This window comes from Nonomuraea guangzhouensis (assembly GCF_019396345.1).
In the GTDB taxonomy this organism is placed as follows: Bacteria; Actinomycetota; Actinomycetes; order Streptosporangiales; family Streptosporangiaceae; genus Nonomuraea; species Nonomuraea guangzhouensis.
The window spans coordinates 75,456-94,809 of record NZ_JAHKRM010000033.1; the positions used below are offsets into that span (position 1 = coordinate 75,456).

A 19,354-nucleotide genomic window follows, 5' to 3' on the forward strand; every position below is an offset into this window, starting at 1 on the left:
AGTCCCCCCGGCCCTGGAGTTCGCATGGAACGAACGGTCCTCGCCGCAGTCGCGGAACGCCCCGACGCCGACACGGCACTCGCCGAGCAGATCCGCCGCGTCAGCGCGGCCATGGACGACCTCGGCGTCCAGCTGCGCTGGACGCACCGCACGCAGGACGCGCTGGCGGTGATCGGCTCGGACGCCTCACTGGCCGGGATGCTGGCCGACTGGGACGCGCCGGGCGCCGATCAGGTGCTGGGCGCGGTCACCCAGCGCTTCCACGGCCTGCCGGTCTTCCTCATGACCGCCGAGCAGGAGCTCCCCCTGTGGGTGTACGAGGTCATCCAGGGCTATGTGTTCCCCCTTGAGGACACCCCCGACTTCATCGCCGGCCGCATCGCGCACGCGACCGAGGCCTACACCGAGCGGATCCTGCCGCCGTTCTTCCGCGCGCTGCGCAAGCTGCAGGACCACCACCAGTACTCCTGGCACACCCCGGCGCACGCCGGCGGCGTCGCGTTCCTGAAGTCGCCGGTCGGGCGGGCGTTCTTCGACTTCTACGGCGAACGGCTGCTGCGTACCGACCTGTCCATCTCCGTGCCCGAGCTGGGCTCGCCGCTGGACCACACCGGTCCGATCGGCGACGCCGAGCGCAACGCCGCCCGCGTCTTCGGCGCCGACCGCACCTTCTTCGTGATGAACGGCAACGCCACCGCCAACCGCATCGTCGGCCACCACGCCATCGCCCGCGACGAGACCGCCCTGGTGGATCGCAACTGCCACAAGTCACTCCAGCACGCGCTGACCATCAGCGGCGCCCGCCCCGTCTACCTGGTGCCCGAACGCAACGGCCTCGGCCTGGCCGGCCCCATCCCGCCCGCCGAGCTGCGGGCCGACACCCTGCGCGCCCGCCTGTCCGGCCACCCTCTCGCGCGGACCGACCCGGCCTACGCCGTGATCACCAACTCCACCTACGACGGGCTCTGCTACGACGCCGTACGGGTCGCCGAGCTGCTGAGCGAGAGTGTTCCGCGCGTGCACTTCGACGAGGCGTGGTTCGCCTACGCCCGCTTCAACCCGCTGTACGCCCGCCGCTACGGCATGGCCGTGGACGAGCGGACGCTGCCGGGGCCGGAGCGTCCCACCGTGTTCGCCACCCAGTCGACGCACAAGCTCCTGGCGGCCCTGTCGCAGTCGGCGATGCTGCACGTCCGGTCGGCCGAGCGCGCTCCGGTGGACTACGAGCGGCTCAACGAGACGTACCTGATGCACTGCTCCACCTCACCGCTCTACCCGATGATCGCCTCGCTGGACGTGGCGGCGGGGATGATGGACGGCGCGTCCGGAGCGCACCTGACGGGCGAGGCCGTCATCGAGGCGGTCCGGTTCCGCCAGGCCATGGTCCGGCTGGCCGCCCGCATCCGGGAGGACGGCCGGCGGCCGGACTGGTACTTCGGCGTCTGGCAGCCCACGCGGGTCACGGACCCCGGCACCGGCCTGCCCGTCTCCTTCGCCGAGGCCGACCCGGTCCTGCTGAGCACTCATCCGGAGTGCTGGACGCTGGAGCCCGGCGCCGGCTGGCACGGCTTCCAGGGCCTGACCGACGGCTACTGCCTGCTCGACCCCATCAAGGTGACGATCACCTGCCCGGGCGCCGACGCCACCGAAGGCACGCTCGACTGGGGTATCCCCGCCCGGATCGTCGCCACCTATCTGCGGCAGCGCGGCATCGTCGTGGAGAAGACCGGGGACCACACGCTGCTGGTGCTGTTCTCCATGGGCATCACCAAGGGCAAGTGGGGCACGCTGATCGACGCGCTCACCGACTTCAAGCGCGCCTACGACGACGACCTGCGCCTGGCCGAGGTGCTGCCGGGCTTCGGGCCGCCGGACACCACGCTGCGCCGGTTCTGCACCGACGTACACGACAAGCTCCGCGCTCTCGGGCTCGGCGAGCTCCTCGACCAGATCTTCACCACGCTCCCCGAACCCGTCCGCACCCCGGCCGACAGCTACCAGGCCCTGATCCGCTCGCGCACGGAACGCGTCCCGCTCGCCGACCTGCCCGGCCGCGTCTCCGCCACCACCGTCGTCGTCACCCCGCCGGGCATCCCCATGCTGATGCCCGGAGAGGCGACCGGGCCCGCCGACGGCCCGCTGATGGCGTACCTGTACGCCTTGGAGGATTTCGACCGCGCTTACCCCGACCTGGCCACCGACATCCATGGCGCGCACCGCGATGCCGACGGCCGCTACCACGTCGAGGTCGAACGCTGATCAGGGGACGAGCTGCTTGTCGGCCTCCCGCTGGATCAGGTCCTTGTCGGTGATGATCACGGCGTCGGGGATCGCGTCGGGCAGCTCGTCCTCCAGGTAGCGGACCGGCCGGTAGCGGAAGGCCGCCAGGCCGATCAGCACGGTCACCGCGCCCGCCACGAGGGTGAGCAGCGCGATCCCCCGGCCCTGCGCGGCGCCGGCGATGGGGTTGAAGACCTGCTCGACCAGCGGTCCGGCCAGCAGGAAGCCCACCGGGACCAGGGCCCAGCTGAGCATCAGGTTGGTGGCGATGACCCGGCCCTGCAGGTCTAGCCCGACCTTCTGCTGCACGATGGCGAACCAGTGCGCGTTCAGCAGCGCGGTGAGCAGCCCGACGCAGAACAGCCCGATGGCGGGCAGCGCCGGGTGGGGGGCGATCCCGATGACGGCGAAGGCGACGCCCAGTGCCATGAAGCAGCCGAGGATGCCGTTGGTGCGGCGCGCCAGGCCGCCGGTGACCGTCATGATCACGCTGCCGACGAGGAGTCCGATGCCGGACATCGAGAGCGCTATGCCCAGGCCCCGGCTGTCGGTGAGGCTGAGCAGCAGCGGTGTGGCCAGGACCTCGACCATGGCGAAGGGGAGGTTCAGGAACGAGGTGAACAGGATGATCGCCAGCAGCCCGTGCCTGCGGGTGATGTAGCGCCAGCCGCCGGTCACCTCCTGCCAGAACGGCTCCTCCCGCTTCTTGAACAGGGTGTCCGGGAAGCGGACCGCCAAGGTCACGGTGACCGCGAAGGCGAAGGTGGTCAGGTCGATCACGATGATGCCGGGCAGTCCGATGGCGGCCACGAGCGCGCCGCCCAGCAGCGGCGCCAGTACGGTCCCCGCCGCCGGCCCCAGCTGGGCCAGGCCGCCGGCTCTGCCGTAATAGCGTTTGGGCACCAACTGGGCGATGGCCGCCATGTAGGCGGGCTGGTGGAAGGCCGTCGACACCGCGCCGACGGCGACGATGACATAGACGTGCCAGAGCTGGAGCCCGCCCGTCCAGAGCAGCGTGGCCAACGAGGCGGAGGCCAAACCCGCCGCCGAGTCGGCGGTGATCATGACGAGCCGGCGGTTCCAGCGGTCCGCCACCACTCCGGCGATCGGCGCCAGGACGACGGCGGGCAGCAGCGCCATGACCGAGACGATGGCGAACATCGAGATCGACCGCGTCTGCTGGTAGACCCACAGGCCCAGACCGAACGTGGTCAGCCCGGTGCCGATCAACGACACCAACTGGCCGAGGGCCACCAGGAGGAACGTCTTCAGGCTGGCCTGCTGGTAGCGGGGCGGCAGCGGCGCCGCCGGCCGGTCGCCACCGCCGAGGATCTCGGCCAGTTCGGGCGCCTGGTGCTTCTGGAAGTAGTGCCCGGCCTTGGGGATGACCTCCAGCGACACCGCGTCGGAGAAGGCCTCCCACTCGCGGAAGCGCTCCTCGTGCAGCTCGGTGGCGCGGTCGTTCTCGCCGACCACGCATACCAGCGGCGCCGCCAGCTTCTTGATGGGCGCCTGGTAGAGGTCGGTGTAGTAGTCCTCGCCCTCCTGGGTGTCATGGAGGAAGACGCCCATGAGGAAGTCGCGCTCACGAGGGTCCAGCGCTTCGGTGAAGAAGCCCATGGCCCGCAGGAACTCCAGCGCCTGCCGCTTGGAGGTCCACCGCTCCATCGGGAAGGTCTTGCGGATCCAGGCGAAGGCCTTGCCCGGCAGCCGGGGCGCCGGGAAGTGCCCGCCGATGACCACCTTCTCCAGGCTGACGCCTTCCTCCTCCAGCCTGCGCGCCAGCTGGACGGTGAGCGCGCCGCCCATGCAGTGGCCGTAGAGCGCGAGGGGCCCGTCGACCTTCTCCTTGATCTCCTTGACGCAGCCTTCGACGAGCTCGTGGAAGGGCAGCACGGGCTCGCCGGGGTTGCCGGTCTCGTGGCCCGGCGGCTCCAGCGCGAGCATGGTGACCTGCTCGGGCAGGGCCGCGGCCAGCGGCTGGTACGTGATCGCGCCGCCGCCCGCGAACGGCACGCAGACCACGGTCAGCGAGGCCGCGGAGCGCGGCGGCGTCAGCTCATGCAAGAGACCGAAATTTCGGGATGAACCGTCGAGCGCGGTGAATGCTCGGATCGTCGGGTTCTTGAAGAGGTCCATCACGGTCGCCTGGATCCCCGAATCCCGAACGGCACGCACGGCCTTAAAGGAGTCGCCGCCCAGTGCGAAGAAGTCGTCGTCGATCCCGATCCCCCGCACGCCCAGGATCGCCGACCAGAGCTCGGCCAGCTTGACCTCGGCCGGGGTCCGCGGTGCCGTGCCCTCCGCGCGTACCTGGCCGACCGGCTCGGGCAGCGCCTTGCGGTCCACCTTGCCGTTGGGGGTGAGCGGCAGCGCGTCCATCGGCACGAACGCCGAGGGGATCATGTAGTCGGGCAGCTTGGGTCTGAGGTATTCGCGCCAGTCGGGCCCGGATTCGGCGACCAGGTAGGCGGCGATGCTCTTGGCCTCCTCCGCGCCGCGCACCACCACGGCCGCCTCGCGGACCGCCGGATGCGCCAGCAGGAGCGACTCGATCTCGCCCAGCTCGATCCGGTAGCCGCGGACCTTGACCTGCTTGTCGGCCCGGCCGAGGAACTCGATCGAGCCGTCGGCCCGGCGGCGGGCCAGGTCACCGGTCCGGTACAGCCGGCGCCCGTCCCGCCAGGTGATGAAGCGCTCGGCCGTCAGCTCGGGGCGGCCGAGGTAGTCGCGGGCCAGACCGGCCCCGCCGATGTACAGCTCGCCGACCACGCCGGTGGGAACCAGCTGCATCGTGGCATCGAGCAGGTGGATCCGGGTGTTGGCGATCGGGTGGCCGATCGTGATCGGGCCGTCGGTGACCCGGGTGAGGGTGGACCAGATCGTGGTCTCGGTCGGCCCGTACAGGTTCCACAGTTCGGCCACCCGGCCGCGCAGGTCGGTGGCCAGGTCGGCGGGGAGCGCCTCGCCGCCGCAGAGCGCCTTCAGCCCCGGCTTGCCCGGCCATCCCGACGACAGCAGCAGCCGCCAGGTCGCCGGAGTGGCCTGCATGACCGTCGCGCCGTCCAGCAGGGCGGCCAGCCGTTCGGGATCGTAGGCCGCCTCGCGGCTGGCGATCAGCACGTGGCCGCCGACCGTGAGCGGCAGGAACAGCTCCAGCACCGAGATGTCGAAGGCGGTCGTGGTGACGGCCAGGAGCGTGTCCTGGCCGGTCAGGCCGGGCTCGCGGCTCATCGAGGTGAGGAAGTTGACCACCGAGGAGTGCTGGACGCGCACGCCCTTGGGCCGCCCGGTGGAGCCGGAGGTGTACAGGACGTAGCAGAGGTTCTCCGGCGCGGACGGCCGCTCGGGGCTCTCGCTCGCCTCTGGTACGACCGGTACGGCCTCGTCGTCGGCGAGGATGAGTTCGCCCTGGTAGCCGGTGTAGCGCCCGGCCAGCTCGCGCTCGGTGACCAGGACGCGGAGGCCGGAGTCGTCCAGGATGTGGTCCTGGCGCTCCTGCGGGTACATCGGGTCGAGCGGCACGTACGCGCCGCCCGCCTTCAGCACGCCGAGCAGGGTGACCAGCATCGTGGCCGACCGCTCCATCGCGACGCCCACCAGCGTCTCGGGCCCCACTCCCGCCGCCCGCAGGCGCCGGGCGACCCGGCCGGCCCGCTCGTCCAGCTCCCGGTACGTCAGCGAGACGTCCTCGAATGTGACGGCCACGGCGTCGGGCGTCCGTTCGACCTGGGCTTCCACGAGCTCGTGGATGCACAGGCCGGGCACCTCGACGTCCTGGCTCTCCAGCTGCTCGGCCAGCTCCTCCCCGGTGAGGAAGCCCAGGTCGGACAGCGGGGTCTCGGGTGCCGCGACGATGGCGGAGAGCAGGCTCTCGTAGTGCCGGAGCAGCCGCCGGGCGGTGCCGGCGTCGTAGAGCGCGGTGTTGTACTCCAGCCTGCACAGCAGCTCGTCGCCCTGCTCGTCGACGTAGAGCACCAGGTCGACCTGGGCGGTGCCGGTCTCCACGGCCCGTTCCGTCACGGCCAGGCCGGTCAGGTTCAGGTCGCTCTTGGGCAGGTTGAGCAGGTTGAACAGCACCTGGAAGAGCGGATTGCGCGACAGGTCCCTAGGCGGGTTGAGCTCCTCCACCAGGCGTTCGAACGGTACGTCCTGATGGGCGTACGCGCCGAGCGCGTACGCGCGTACCTGCGCCAGGAGCTCCGTGTACGGCAGGGCGCCGTCCATCGTGGCCCGCATGACCAGGGTGTTGATGAAACAGCCCGCGATGCCTTCGAGCTCGGGGCGGGTGCGCCCGGCCACCGGCGAGCCGACGCAGATGTCCTCCTGACCGCTGTAGCGGTACAGCAGCGTGTGGAGCGCGGCCAGCAGGGTCATGTAGAGCGTGGCGCCGCGCTCCTGGCTCAGCTTCCGCACCCCGGAGGCCAGCTCCGTGGGGAGCACGTGGGTGGCGACGGCGCCCTCGAAGGTCTGCGTCGGCGGGCGCGGCCGGTCCGTGGGCAGGTCCAGGCTGTGCGGGATGCCGCGCAGCCGTTCCGTCCAGAAACCGAGATCGGCGGCCTGCTCCCGCTGCCAGTGCGCGTAGTCGCGGTACCTGACCCGCTGCTCGGGGAGCGTCTCGCCGTTGTACAGGGCGGCCAGCTCGCTCCGCAGCAAGGTGATCGACCAGCCGTCCACGACGATGTGGTGGAAAGCGAGCGACAGGACGTGGTGGTCCGGGGCGAGCCGCAGCAGCCTGGCTCGGAACAGCGGGCCGTGCGCCAGGTCGAACGGCTGGGCCGCGGCCTCGCTCAGCGCCCGTTCGGCGTCGTCGCAGTCCTCGACCGGCAGCGGCGTCTCTGCTGCGGGCAGCACCACCTGCACCGGCTCGCCGTCCGGGGCGTGGAAGACGGTCCGCAGCGACTCGTGCCGGCGCACCAGCTCGCGCAGGGCGCCGTGCAGCCGCTCCACGTCCAGTTCGCCCCGCAGGTCCAACGCCGTGGCCACGGCGTAGGCGGCCGAGCCGTGCACCTGGTCGATGAACCACATGCGCCGCTGGATGAACGAGACGGGAGCCGGACCGTGCTCCTCGACGACCGGGATCTCCTCACGGGCGACCGCCGAAGTGACGGCCGGGGAGACCGCCGAGGCAATGGACGCGGAGACCGCCGAGGCGATGGGCGGGATCGCCTCGCGGGCAGCTGCCGAAGCGATGGGTGGGAGCGCCTCGTGAGGGTCCGCCGAGGCGACGAGCGCCTGCTGTCCGGCCAGCGTGGGGTGGTCGAAGACCGCCTCGATCGGCAGGCCCAGGCGGGAGGCGAGCTGGGTGGCCACGAGCGAGTCGCCGCCCAGGCCGAAGAAGTCGTCCCGCGGACCGGTGGGCGTGATGCCGAGCACATCCCGCCAGGCGGCGGCGACCACGTCAAGCGTCTGAACCTCGTCGGTCGCCTGAACCGCCTGAGCTGTGTCGGCCGTGTGGACCGCCTGAACAGCCCCCGGCGCGAGCTCGAAGCGCCGGGCGCGCGGCTCGATCCAGTAGCGGCGCCGCTCGAACGGATACGTGGGCAGGGACACCCGCCTGCCCGGTGGGCCGACCGCCGTCCAGTCGACGACGGCGCCGCCCGCCCACAGCCGCCCGATGCCTTCCAGCAGGGCGGCCTGTCCGCTCTCCGGCTCGGCGAGCGGGGCGACCGTCGCCTGGCCGCCCTGACGGCGCACCAGCGTGGTCAGCGTCCGGCCCGGCCCCACCTCCACCACCGCGGCGTCGGCCGTCACCAAGGCGTGGGCGCAGTCGGCGAACCGTACGGTTTCCCGCAGATGGCGTACCCAGTAGTCGGGGTCCTTGGTCTCGGCGCCGGACACCCAGCCGCCCGTGACGTTGGAGAGGTACGGCAGGTCAGGGGTGCCCAGCCGCACCGAGGCGACCTCGGCGGCGAAGGCGTCGAGCACCGGATCCAGCATGGCGGAGTGGAAGGCGTGGGAGGTGCGCAGCGTGCGGCAGGCCACGCCCTGGCGTACCAGCCGCTGCTCCACCTCGGCGATGGCCTGCTCCGGGCCGGACAGGACGCACAGCTCGGGGGTGTTGACCGCCGCCAGGGAGACGTCCTCGCCGAGCAGGTCGCGTACCTCGGACTCGGGGAGCTGCACGGCCAGCATCGAACCCGGGGGCAGGCTCTGCACCAGGCGACCGCGCGCGGCGACCAGGCGCAGGGCGTCCTCCAGGGTGAGGACTCCGGCCAGGCAGGCGGCGACGTACTCGCCGATGCTGTGCCCGGCCATCATCGCCGGGCGGACCCCGCGCTCGATCAGCGTGCGGGCGAGCGCGTACTCCGTGACGAAGAGCGCGGGCTGGGTGAGCCAGGTCTGGTCGAGGTCGCCGTCCTCGCCGTACAGGGCTTGGCGCAGGTCGAGGTCGAGGTACGGCATGAGGATGGTGGAGCATGCGTCGACGGCGTCGCGGAAGACGCCCTCCGACCGGTACAGGCCCGCGCCCATCCCCCGGCGTTGCGCGCCCTGGCCGGGGAAGACGAAGGCGACCTCGCGGGGACGTGACTCGTCGCCCGTGATGAGCTCGGCGTCCGGCGCCGACCGGCTGTCCTCGGCGACCAGGATGCCGCGGTGCCGCAACTGGCGGCGGCCGTGCCGGAGGGTCGCGGCGACGTCGCCCAGGTCCGTGCCCGGACGCGCCCGCAGATGAGCGCGGAGCCGGACGGCCATGTCCGCCAGTGCTGGCTCACTGGCGGCCGACAGGATGAGCAGGTGCGGGCCGGTCGCCGGTGGGGCGGCGGACTGGCCGGTCACCGGAGAGCCGAGGACCTGGCCGGGCGCCAGAGGGACAGCGGGCTGGGCGGGTGCGAGAGGGGCGGCGGGTGGTTCGGGGGCTTCCTCCAGGATGACGTGGGCGTTGGTGCCGCCCATCCCGAAGGCGCTGACGCCCGCCCTTCTCGGTTCCGCGCCCTGGGGCCATTCCGCGACGGCCGTGGGCACGTAGAACGGGCTGAAGTCGATGCGCGGGTTGGGGGTCGTGAAGTTGACCGTGGGCGGCAGTGCGCGGTGCTTGAGCGCCAGCACGGTCTTGATCAGCCCGGACATCCCGGCGGCGGCGTCGGCGTGGCCGATGTTGGACTTGACCGAGCCCAGCGCGATCCGCCGGTCCCCGGTGAAGACCTGGGAGAGCGCCGCGACCTCGATGGGATCGCCGAGCGCGGTGCCCGTGCCGTGCGCCTCGATGTAGCCGATCGTGCCGGGGTCGACGCCGGCCGAGGCCAGGGCCGCGGTGATGACCTCGGCCTGGCCGTCCACGGCGGGCGCGGTGTAGCCGACCTTCCTGGTGCCGTCGTTGTTGACCGCGGAGCCGCGTACGACGGCGTGGATCGTGTCGCCCGCGGCGATGGCGTCCTCCAGCCGCTTGAGCACGACGACGCCGACGCCGCTGGCGCCGATCGTGCCCCGGGCCTCGGCGTCGAAGGGACGGCAATGACCGTCCGGCGAGCCGATGCCGCCGCTCTGGTAGAGGTAGCCGCGGCGGGTCCAGGCGTTGACCCGCACCGCCCCGGCCAGCGCGAGGTCGCAGTCGCCGGCGAGCAGGCTCTGCCTGGCCACGTGGAGCGCGACCAGCGAGGTGGAGCAGGCGGTGTTGACGCTGACGCTCGGCCCGCGCAGGTCGAGCTTGTAGGAGGTCCGGGTCGGCAGGGAGTCCTTGTCGTTGCCGAGCATGACCTGGTACTCGCCCACCGCCTTGAGCACGTCGGGCGCGGCCAGCAGGTTCTCGATGAGGTAGCTGCTCATCGCCGAGCCGGCGAAGACGCCGATCTGCCCCGGATGGCGGGCGGGGTCGCAGCCCGCGTCCTCCAGCGCCTCCCAGGCGGTCTCCAGGAACAGGCGCTGCTGCGGGTCGAGGACCTCGGCCTCGCGCGGGGTGAACTCGAACAGCGTGGCGTCGAACAGGTCGATGCCGTCCAGCACCGTCCCCGACCTGACGTAGGCGGGGTCGGCCAGCTGGTCGGGGTCCTCGCCGTCGGCGAGCAGCTCCTCGTCGGTGAAGTCCTGGACGGCTTCCACGCCGTCGCGGATCGCCGCCCAGAACTCCTCGGGCCCCGTGGCGCCGGGGAAGCGGCAGGCCATGCCGACGATGGCGAGCGCGCCACCGGCGGCGGGCGCGGTGGCCGAGACCGCCTTCGGCGCCGGACCGTCGGACCTGAGGGCGTCAGACCTGAGGCCGTCGGAGCTGAGGAAGGCCGTCAGCGAAGCGATCGTCGGGTACCTGAACAGGTCGGTGACCGTCAGGCTGAACCGCTTGCGCAGTCGCTCGTGCACCTGCACGACCAGCAGCGAGTGGCCGCCGACCTCGAAGAAGTTGTCGCCGGGGCCGAAGGCGCCGGTGCCCAGGGCCTCGCGCCAGGCCCGGGTGACGATCTGGGAGATCTCGTGGCGCGGCAGCTCCCCGGCCGCCTCGTCCCCGCCGACCGCCGCGGCCAGCACCTGTTGGAGCTCGGCCACCAGGCCGCGGATCGTCTCCACGTGAAACAGGTCCGTGTTGTACTCGACGAGGCCGTCCAGGCTCTCGCGGACACCCACGGTCAGGTCGAACTTGGCCGTGCGCTCGGGGATCTCCACGGGGGTGACCGTCAGGCCGGCCAGCTCCAGCGTCGCCGTGGCCGAGGGCAGCATGGCGAACATCGTCTGGAACACCGGGCTACGGTCCAGGCGACGTTCCGGGTTGAGCTCCTCCACCAGCCGTTCGAAGGGCATCCCCTGGTGGTCGTGGGCGTCGAGCACCGCCTCCTTGACCCGCTCGACCACCTCGGACAACGACGGCTCGCCCGACAGGTCGGCGCGGATGGCCAGGGTGTTGGTGAAGAACCCGATCAGGCCCTCGAACTCGATCCGGTCCCGGTTGGCGATCGGCGTGCCCACCACCAGGTCCGACCGGCCGGAGCGCCGGGAGAGCACCATCAGGTAGGCCGCGAACAGCACCATGTACGGCGTGGCGCCCAGGCTCCGGCAGTACGCCTGGAACTCCTCCCGCTGGAGGCCGAGGGTGAAGGGCAGCTCGGCGCCCGCGTACGTCTGGACGGCCGGCCGGGGCAGGTCCGTCGGCAGCTCGGTGAACGCCGGCGCCCCCGCCAGCCTCTCGCGCCAGTAGCCCAGATCCGAGCCGTAGTCGTTCTCCCGCTGCCAGATCGCGTAGTCGGGGTACTGCTGGGACAGCGCCGGCAGCTCCTGGCCGTGGTAGAGCGCGCTCAGTTCCCGGCGCAGCACGTCCAGCGACCAGGCGTCGGCGACGATGTGGTGGAGCGTGAGATGCAGGACGTGCCGCTCCGCGCCTTCGCGCAGCAGGTGGGCGCGGATGAGCGGGCCGGTGGTCAGGTCCATCGGCGCGCCGTCCTCGGCGTCCGCCAGGTCGAGCGTCAGTGTGTCGGCCACGATCTGGTACGGGCCGTCCTCGTCCATGGCGAACGTGGTGCGCAGGCTCTCATGCCTGGCCACCAGGGCGTTCAGCGCACGGTGCAGCGCTTCGCGGTCGAGCGGGCCCTCGATGCGGAAGGCGAGCGGTATCAGGTAGTGCGCGGCGCCTGGTGCGATCTTGTCCAGATACCAGGAGCGAAGCTGGGCGAACGACATCGGCAGCCGGTCGGGCCTGGATCGCCCGGCCTGCTGTTTCTTCTTGCGTAACGCCTCCAGGAGCTGGCGTTGCTGGGCTGACAGGCTCATTGGCCGCCTTCCATCGACCGCAGCAGAGCCTCGGCCTCTTCGTCGGAATATGTCGCGACCATGAGATAGAGCTCGGCGGCCGCCTCCACGTCCGGTGACGTGAGCCGCTCGCCCAGCTCGGCGACCGTCGGGTGGGCGAAGAGCGTCCGCAGGGACACCGGCACCTCCAGCGCCTCGCGTAGCCGGGAGGCGATCTGGGTCGCGTTGAGCGAGTTGCCACCCAGCTCGAAGAGGTCGTCGTGCCGCCCGACCGGGCTGCCCAGCACCTCCTGCCAGACGGCGGCGATGGCCTGCTCCACCGGGGTGGCCGGGGCCGTGATGGTCCGCGCGACCTGGTCGGGGGCCGGCAGGGCGTGCCGGTCCACCTTGCCCGAAGGGTTCACCGGCAAGGACTCCAGCGCGACGAACGTCCGCGGCACCATGTACTCGGGCAGCCGCTCGGCCAGGTAGGCGCGCAGAACCGGGGTCCAGTCGGTGGCACCGCCGGTCGCGCGGCCGGTCGCACTGCCGGTCGCACTGCCGGTCGCGTGGTCAGTTGTGCCGTCGGCGGCGACGTAGGCCACCAGCTCGCCATCCCTGGCCATGACGAACGCCTCACGCACGGCGGGATGCCCGGACAGCACCGCGGCGATCTCGCCGGGCTCGACCCGGTAACCGCGGATCTTGACCTGGTCGTCCGCCCGGCCCAGGAACTCGATCTCCCCCGCCTCGTTGCGGCGGGCCAGATCCCCGGTCCGGTAGAGCCTGCGCCCGTCCCGCCAGATGATGAACCGCTCGCTCGTCAGCTCGGGCTGGCCGTAATAGCCCCTCGCCAGGCAGGCACCGCCGAGATGCAGCTCGCCGGGGACGCCGTCGGGCGCCTCGTGGCCCAGGCGGTTGAGTATCGGCGTCTGGACGCCGGTGACCGGCTTGCCGATGGGTGGCAGTCGCGGCCAGTCCGCCGGCGGGCCGGTGAGGGTGTGGGCGAGGTCGATGATCGCGCCCTCGGTCGGCCCGTACTGGTTGTGGAGTGTCATCCACGGTTTGATGAACCGTTCGAGCTGCGGGGTGACCTGGAGCTGCTCGCCCGCGGTGATCACCTCGCGCAGCGTGGCGGGCGGTTCGAGCCCGGCACCGGCCAGCGACTGCAGCGCCACGAAGGGGAGGAAGATCCGCTCCACCCGGTTCCTGGCGATGTGGTCGAGCAGGGCGGCCGGGTCGCGCCGTACCTCGTCGTCGACCATGACCAGCGTCCCGCCGTACGCCCAGGTGCTGAAGATCTCCTGCACCGAGACGTCGAAGCCGAGCGCGGTGAACTGCAGGCTCCGGTAGGCGTCGCTGTGCCAGGCGATGAGGTTGGCGACCGGGCGGTGCGGCATCGCCACGCCCTTGGGCCGGCCGGTCGAGCCCGAGGTGAACAGGATGTAGGCCAGGTTGTCGGCCGTGACGCCGCTGTCCGGCCGGTGTTCCGGCCGGCCGTCGAGGTCGGTGTCGACGTACACGGGCCGCTCGTGCGGCAGGCCGCCGGCCAGCGGCCGGTGCGTGACCAGGACCGGGGTGTCGACCCGGCCGAGCACCTGGGTGAGGCGTCCCTGGGGGTAGGAGGGGTCGAGCGGCACGTAGGCGCCGCCCGACTTGAGGATCCCCAGCAGCGCCACGGGCAGGTCGAGTGAGCGCCGCACGTGCAGGGCGACCGGCACCTCCGGGCCCACCCCCAGCTCGCGCAGCAGGTGAGCCAGCCGGTTGGCCCGCCGGTCGAGCTCGGCGTAGGTGAGGGCGGCGCCGTCGCACTCGACGGCGACCGCGTCGGGCGTTCTGTCCGCCTGCTGTTCGAAGAGCTGGTGAAGGCACTGGTCGGGACCGTGACCGGCGGGCTCGTGCCGCCGGGCGAGCAGCGTGGAGATCGGCGCGGCCGGGTCGGCCGTCACCTGTTCCAGGACGCGCACATAATGGCTCAGCAGGCGCTCCGCGGTGGCGGGCTCGAACAGGTCGGTCGCGAACTCCAGGCTCATCTCCTGCCCTTCGGCGTAGAGCACCAGGTCGGCCTTGGCGCCGCCGTTCTCCACCTCCTCGAGCATCCGGAAGGTCACGCCATCGGCCCGCCTGGCGTCCAGCGGCTCCTGCATCGCGAACATCACGTCGAAGGGCGACCGGCCGTCGGGACAGAGCTCCCGCACGATCTCCTCGAGCGGCACGTCCGTAGGCGTGGCCAGAACCGTCGCCCGCACCTGCGAGAGCAGGCGCTCGAAGGAGGGATCGCCCGCCAGGCCGGTCCTGACCGGCAGCGTCTCCACGAAAAAGCCGATCATGGAGTCGGCGCCCGGCGCCTCCCGGCCGGAGAACGGCACGCCCGTCACGATGTCGTCCTGGCCGCTGTAGCGGTGCAGCAGCGCCTGGAAGGCGGCGAACAGCACCATGAACGGGCTCGCCTGAGCGTGCCTGCCCAGCGTCTCCACCTCGGCGAGCAGCCCGTCCGGCAGCGTGGCCCGGACCCGGGCGCCGCGCCGGAGCGGCCCCGTCGATCCGGGGCGGTCGGCGGGCAGCCCCAGCCGTTCGGGCGGCGACTCCAGGGCCTTCTTCCAGTGAGGCAGATGGTCGAGAGCCAGTGTGCGCTGGTACGGCCCGGCCGGCGAGGGCAGGCTCTCCCCCGCGTACAGCCGTGCCAGCTCGTCCAGGAAGACCCCGGCCGACCAGCCGTCGAAGGCGATGTGGTGGACGGTCACCAGCAGCCGGTGCCGGTCGTCGGCGAGCCGGAGCAGCAGCGCCCGCAGCACAGGGCCGTTCCGCAGGTCGAAGGGGTCGCGGGCGGCGTGCTTGGCCAGCGCGACCGCGCCACGCGGGGTGGCGTCCACGACCTTCAGCTGTATGGGCCGCGCCGGCTCGACCACGGGCACCGGCTCGCCGTCGTGCTCTTCGTAGCGGGTCCGCAGAGGCGGGTGCCTGCGGACGATCTCGTTGATCGCGTTCTCCAGCCGCCCGGCGTCGAGGGGACCGTCCAGGGCGTACAGGATGGGCACGTTGTACTGCGCGCCGGGCGCCATCTGGTCGATGAACCAGAGCCGGCGCCGCGCGGGCGTGAGCTCGCCCTCGACCGGGGTCGCCGCCGGCAGGCCGTCGGCCTCGGCCGGGGTCGTCGTGTCCGGCAGGCCGTCGATCGCACGGGCGAGCGCGGCGAGCGTGGGGTGTTCGAACAGCATCCGGGGCTCGACCGGCTTGCCCAGCCCTTCGCAGGCGCGGGCGGCGATGCGCATCGCCAGCAGCGACTGGCCGCCCAGTGCCAGGAAGTCGTCGTCGGCGCCGATCGGCCCGGCATCGAGGACGTCCCGCCAGATCTCGGCGAGCAGCAGCTCGGTTGCGGTGCCCGGCGGCGTGATCGAGCGGGGCTCGCGGACCGGGTCGGGCAGGGCGGCACGATCCACCTTGCCGTTGCCGGTCAGCGGTAACTCGTCCAGGAAGACCCAGGCGGTGGGGATCATGTAGTCGGGCAGGAACCTGCGAAGGTGGGCGTGCGCCTCCTGCTCGGTCGCCGTGCCCACGATGTAGGCGACCAGTTCGTGGCCGCGCAGCGCGGTGGTGGCGGCCCGGACCCGCGGGTGACGGCCGAGCACGGTCTCGATCTCGCCGAGCTCCACCCGGTTGCCGCGGATCTTGACCTGGTCGTCGAGCCGCCCCAGGAACTCGATGAGCCCGTCGGACCGCCGCCTGGCCAGGTCACCTGTGCGGTAGAGCAGCCGCCCGTCCTGGTCGCGGACGAAGCGCTCCGCCGTCAGGTCGGGCCGGTCGAGGTAGCCCAGGCCGACGCACACGCCGCCGAGGTAGATCTCGCCCTCCTCGACCGGCCGCATCGCCTCGTCCAGGAGGTGGACGGTGACGCCGGGCAGTGGCGTGCCGAGCGCGGGCGGGCGGCTCTGGCCGTCGTAAACCGGCACCTCGCCGGCGATCGCGTTGACGGCGCACTCCGCCGGGCCGTAGAGGTTGATCAGCCGGAAGGGCAGCTCGGGTCTCGGGTAGGTGGTGAGCCGGTCGCCGCCGGTGCTGAGCGTCGCGAGCGTGGTCCGCGCCGGCCAGGACAGGCCGAGCAGGCCCTCAGCGATGGGAGTGGGCGCGTAGCAGGTGGTCAGCTCCTGCTCCACGATCCAGTCGCGTAACGCGGGCAGGGAGAGCCTGGTCCGCTCGCTGGGGATGACCATCGTGGTGCCCGCGGTCAGGTACGTCCAGATCTCCCACACCGACGGGTCGAAGTTGGGGCTGGTGAGCAGCGGGGCACGGCCGCCCAGCCCGAAGGTCTCGTGCGACCAGCCAATCAGGTTGGTCAGCGCGCGGTGCGGAACGAGCACGCCCTTGGGAGCCCCCGTGGAGCCGGAGGTGTGGATGACATACGCGGGCTCGCCGGGCTCGACCTGCGGCAGAGGTGACGCGTCCGCCTCGGCGGGCGTGTCGATCACCGGAATGCCGTCGGGGACCAGAGCTCTCCACTCCGGCGCCGTGACGACGGCCGCGGCCCCCGCCAGCATGGCGTGGATCCGCTCCACGGGCGTGGCCGGGTCGATCGGGCCGAAGGCGAGGCCCGCCTTCATGGCACCGAGCTGGCCCGCGACCAGCCGGATCGAGCGGCCCGCGAGCACGGCCACCCAGCGCTGCCCGGTCATCGGGAGATGACGCAGCTCAGCGGCGATGCCGTTCGCGAGGCGATCCAGCTCCCGGTAGGTGAGTTGATCTTGACCAGCCGAAACGGCGACCCTTTCTGGGGCCGCGTACAGCCGATCTTGATATAGGTGCAGAACAGATGCCAGGGGTAACGCATCCGACGTCATTGTCACGCCTGCCAATTGAGGGGGTTTTTGTACTTTTTGGGCACGCCGCGGATCAGGATGACCTGGTCGCCAGATGCTGTCAACTCGGCACGCGCGGCCTTGTTGATCTACCCCTCAGTCAGGTCAGGCAGGCAGTCCCCAGCGGGGCTGACCCGGTGCCGTCACCGGCCGGATCACCGCGTCGCCCCGGGCCTGGATCAGCACTTCTTCGCCGCGGCGTAGATCGAACTCGAGATCGCCGCCGGGCAGCGTCCGCCAGGGCACCTTCCTGCCGCTGGAGCGTACGGTGAACGGGCCGTCGATGCCGGTGCGGACGCGGCACGGCGCCCCCGCCAGCGAGACCAGCCGGACGAAATCGGTACGACCGCCGCGCCGGGCGGCCGAGAGCAGGAACGCGCCCTGCGTCAGGAAGTCGTGCACCGTCACGTCGGGCCAGGCGCCCGGTACGGCGGGCAGGACCCTGATCACGCCGTCCCAGCTCTGGCAGATCATGTCGTGCATGGACTGGGCGGCGGACAACGGCGTCTCGATGACGGGGCCGCTCTCCTTGTACATCGTGTTGGGCTGGACGAAACGGCGCAGCAGCTCGTCGAGGTAGAAGCGGGCGTCGTCGCCGCGCAGCAGCTGCGCGGAGATCGAGGCCGCGCCGGTGAAGCTGTAGCCCTGCAGGGCGCCCTCGAAGCTGATCCAGTGCTTGAGCGACTTCTCGATCAGCTCGCGCTGGTTCTGCTGCTCCCAGGTGAGCAGGTACAGCGGGTAGATCATCAGGAGGTGGGAGTAGTGCCGATGCGACTTGGCGAACGGCGCGCCCGCTCCGATCATGAAACCGTTCTCGTCGACCGGATAGGCGGCCAGGTTCGCCAGCACGTCCTGCCACTTCGGCAGCAGCGGGTCGCGCACGCCCAGCAGGCGCGCGGACTCGACCAGCGTCCGGCAGCCCCAGCGGATCAGCGCCAGGTCGTAGTTCGTGTCCGGCGCGTTGACCCCGTACTCGGGAGAGAACGTGGCGGGCAGGTGCAGTTTGCCATCGGCGCCGGGGGCCAGGAAGCGCAGGTAGTAGTTGATCGCCCGGCGCAGCAGCGGGAACAGCACGTCCCGGACGATCCGGACATCCATCGTGTGCCGGTAGGACAGCCAGACGTTGTGCAGCGCCCAGGTCAGGTTGCCGACCTCGGGGACGGGAGTGGCCTGGCCGGGGATGCCTACCGGGAAGCCGCTGTTGCCGATTCCGGCGCCGTTGTCGAGGGCCATGTCCGTGGTGCGCGGGATGCCCGCGGAGTCCTCGGGGAAGGTCACCTGGTCGATGAGGTGCTGACGGTACTGCGACAGGCTCCTTGTGACCGCGTCCAGCTCCAGGTGGTTCGACCCGTGGATCAGCCAGTATTCGAGCTGCACGTTGAGGTTCCACCAGGTCGCCGGCCACGGCGTCGGTTCCAGCCACGGCCCGGAGGTCGCCATGGGCGGCGCGTCCCGGCGCGCGGCGGCGGCCACCTTGTAGAGCTGGATCCAGTAGAAGCTCTGCGTCCGCTGGTCCGGCACCGACAGGAAGCTCTTGCGGTAGTAGCGGTGCCACCAGTGCCGGTGGTCGACGGCCAGCGCCTCGATGGGTGACCGCGCGGCCGAGCGCACCGATCTGACCGCCTCGTCGGCGGCCGTGTCGCCCGGGAACGACCAGGCGACCGCGGCGTAGAGCGTACGGCGTCGGCCGCGCCGTACCTCCTGCCAGGCCGTCGCGTGCCCACCGCCGGCCACCAGCGGCTGGGTGATCAGCTCCAGGTCGGCGTGGCGGGTCACGGCCGGAGCGGGGTTGGTGGTGTAGCCGGGCGGGGGCGGCTTGTTGAAGATCGGATTGGCGCGGGGGCTGATGGCCTCCTCGGGGTGGAAGGTCCAGCGGAAGTCCCGCTCGCCGTCGCTGGGGACGACGTCGACGGCCAGCACGGAGCGGTCGTTGTGGATCAGCGCGCTGATCGTCAGGCTGCCCGAGGCGGTGGTGATGGTGCCGGTCAGCTCGGCGTTCCACAGGTCGAGCCGCCAGTCGACGCCGGTGATCGCGCCGACGGGCTCCAGGGTGAGGTGGCCGATGGGCAGGCGGGCCAGGCCGAACAGCGCGCCGTACTCGGGACGGTGGTCCTGAACCTCGCTGTGCTGCACGTTGAAGCGCACGGCGTTGGCGTCCTGCTGCGCGTAGATGCCGGAGCCGAGGAAACCGTTGCCCAGGAACGGCCCCTCGTACCAGGTCTGCGGCATCCGCTGCCACACCAGGTCGGCGTCGGCCAGGAAGCGCTTCCAGTCGATCTCGTCGCGGAGCAGAGAGGGACCGCCCAGGGCGCCGAGCGCGGGGGCGGCCAGCGCGGAGCCGAGCAGTGCGCGCCTGGACAGAACGCCTCCAGCCATGGGTGCCCCTCATCGTGGATAGATCGGATGTGTCAGGCACCCATGACGGTATTTCTGCCCCCGATCGGGGTCAAGAGGGCGAAAGATCCGAGGGTCTCGAAGCTGCAACCGTTTGCCGAGGGGCGTTGACGTAATGTTACGCCCCAATTAACGTCCTGAGTTAAGTATTTTGCCCGGTTCATGGACGGACACCC

4 protein-coding genes are annotated in these 19,354 nt (G+C 71.5%); 1 reads left to right on the top strand and 3 read right to left on the bottom strand.

From position 1 onward, the window contains the following. The first annotated feature begins 24 nt into the window (after nt 1-24). The gene (locus KME78_RS49200) at nt 25-2,259 is read left to right on the top strand and encodes an Orn/Lys/Arg family decarboxylase (RefSeq protein WP_246653623.1); all 2,235 of its coding nucleotides are present in this window, start codon (nt 25-27) and stop codon (nt 2,257-2,259) included. On the opposite strand, the gene KME78_RS49205 is transcribed toward KME78_RS49200, so the two are convergent. From KME78_RS49205 to KME78_RS49215, 3 genes are all read right to left on the bottom strand, one after another. After that, nucleotides 2,260-11,973 (bottom strand): non-ribosomal peptide synthetase/type I polyketide synthase, encoded by a 9,714-nt coding sequence (locus tag KME78_RS49205; RefSeq protein ID WP_219536903.1) that lies wholly within the window; start codon nt 11,971-11,973, stop codon nt 2,260-2,262. Next, nucleotides 11,970-16,766: a non-ribosomal peptide synthetase gene (locus KME78_RS49210; RefSeq protein WP_219536904.1), complete on the bottom strand. Its 4,797-nt coding sequence runs from the start codon at nt 16,764-16,766 to the stop codon at nt 11,970-11,972. Before KME78_RS49210 ends, KME78_RS49205 begins: the two co-directional genes overlap by 4 nt. 123 nt (nt 16,767-16,889) lie before the next feature. Further along, entirely contained in the window at nt 16,890-19,160 is a 2,271-nt protein-coding gene (locus KME78_RS49215; protein WP_219536905.1) for a glycosyl hydrolase family 95 catalytic domain-containing protein, read from the bottom strand. Nucleotides 19,161-19,354 lie beyond the last annotated feature (194 nt).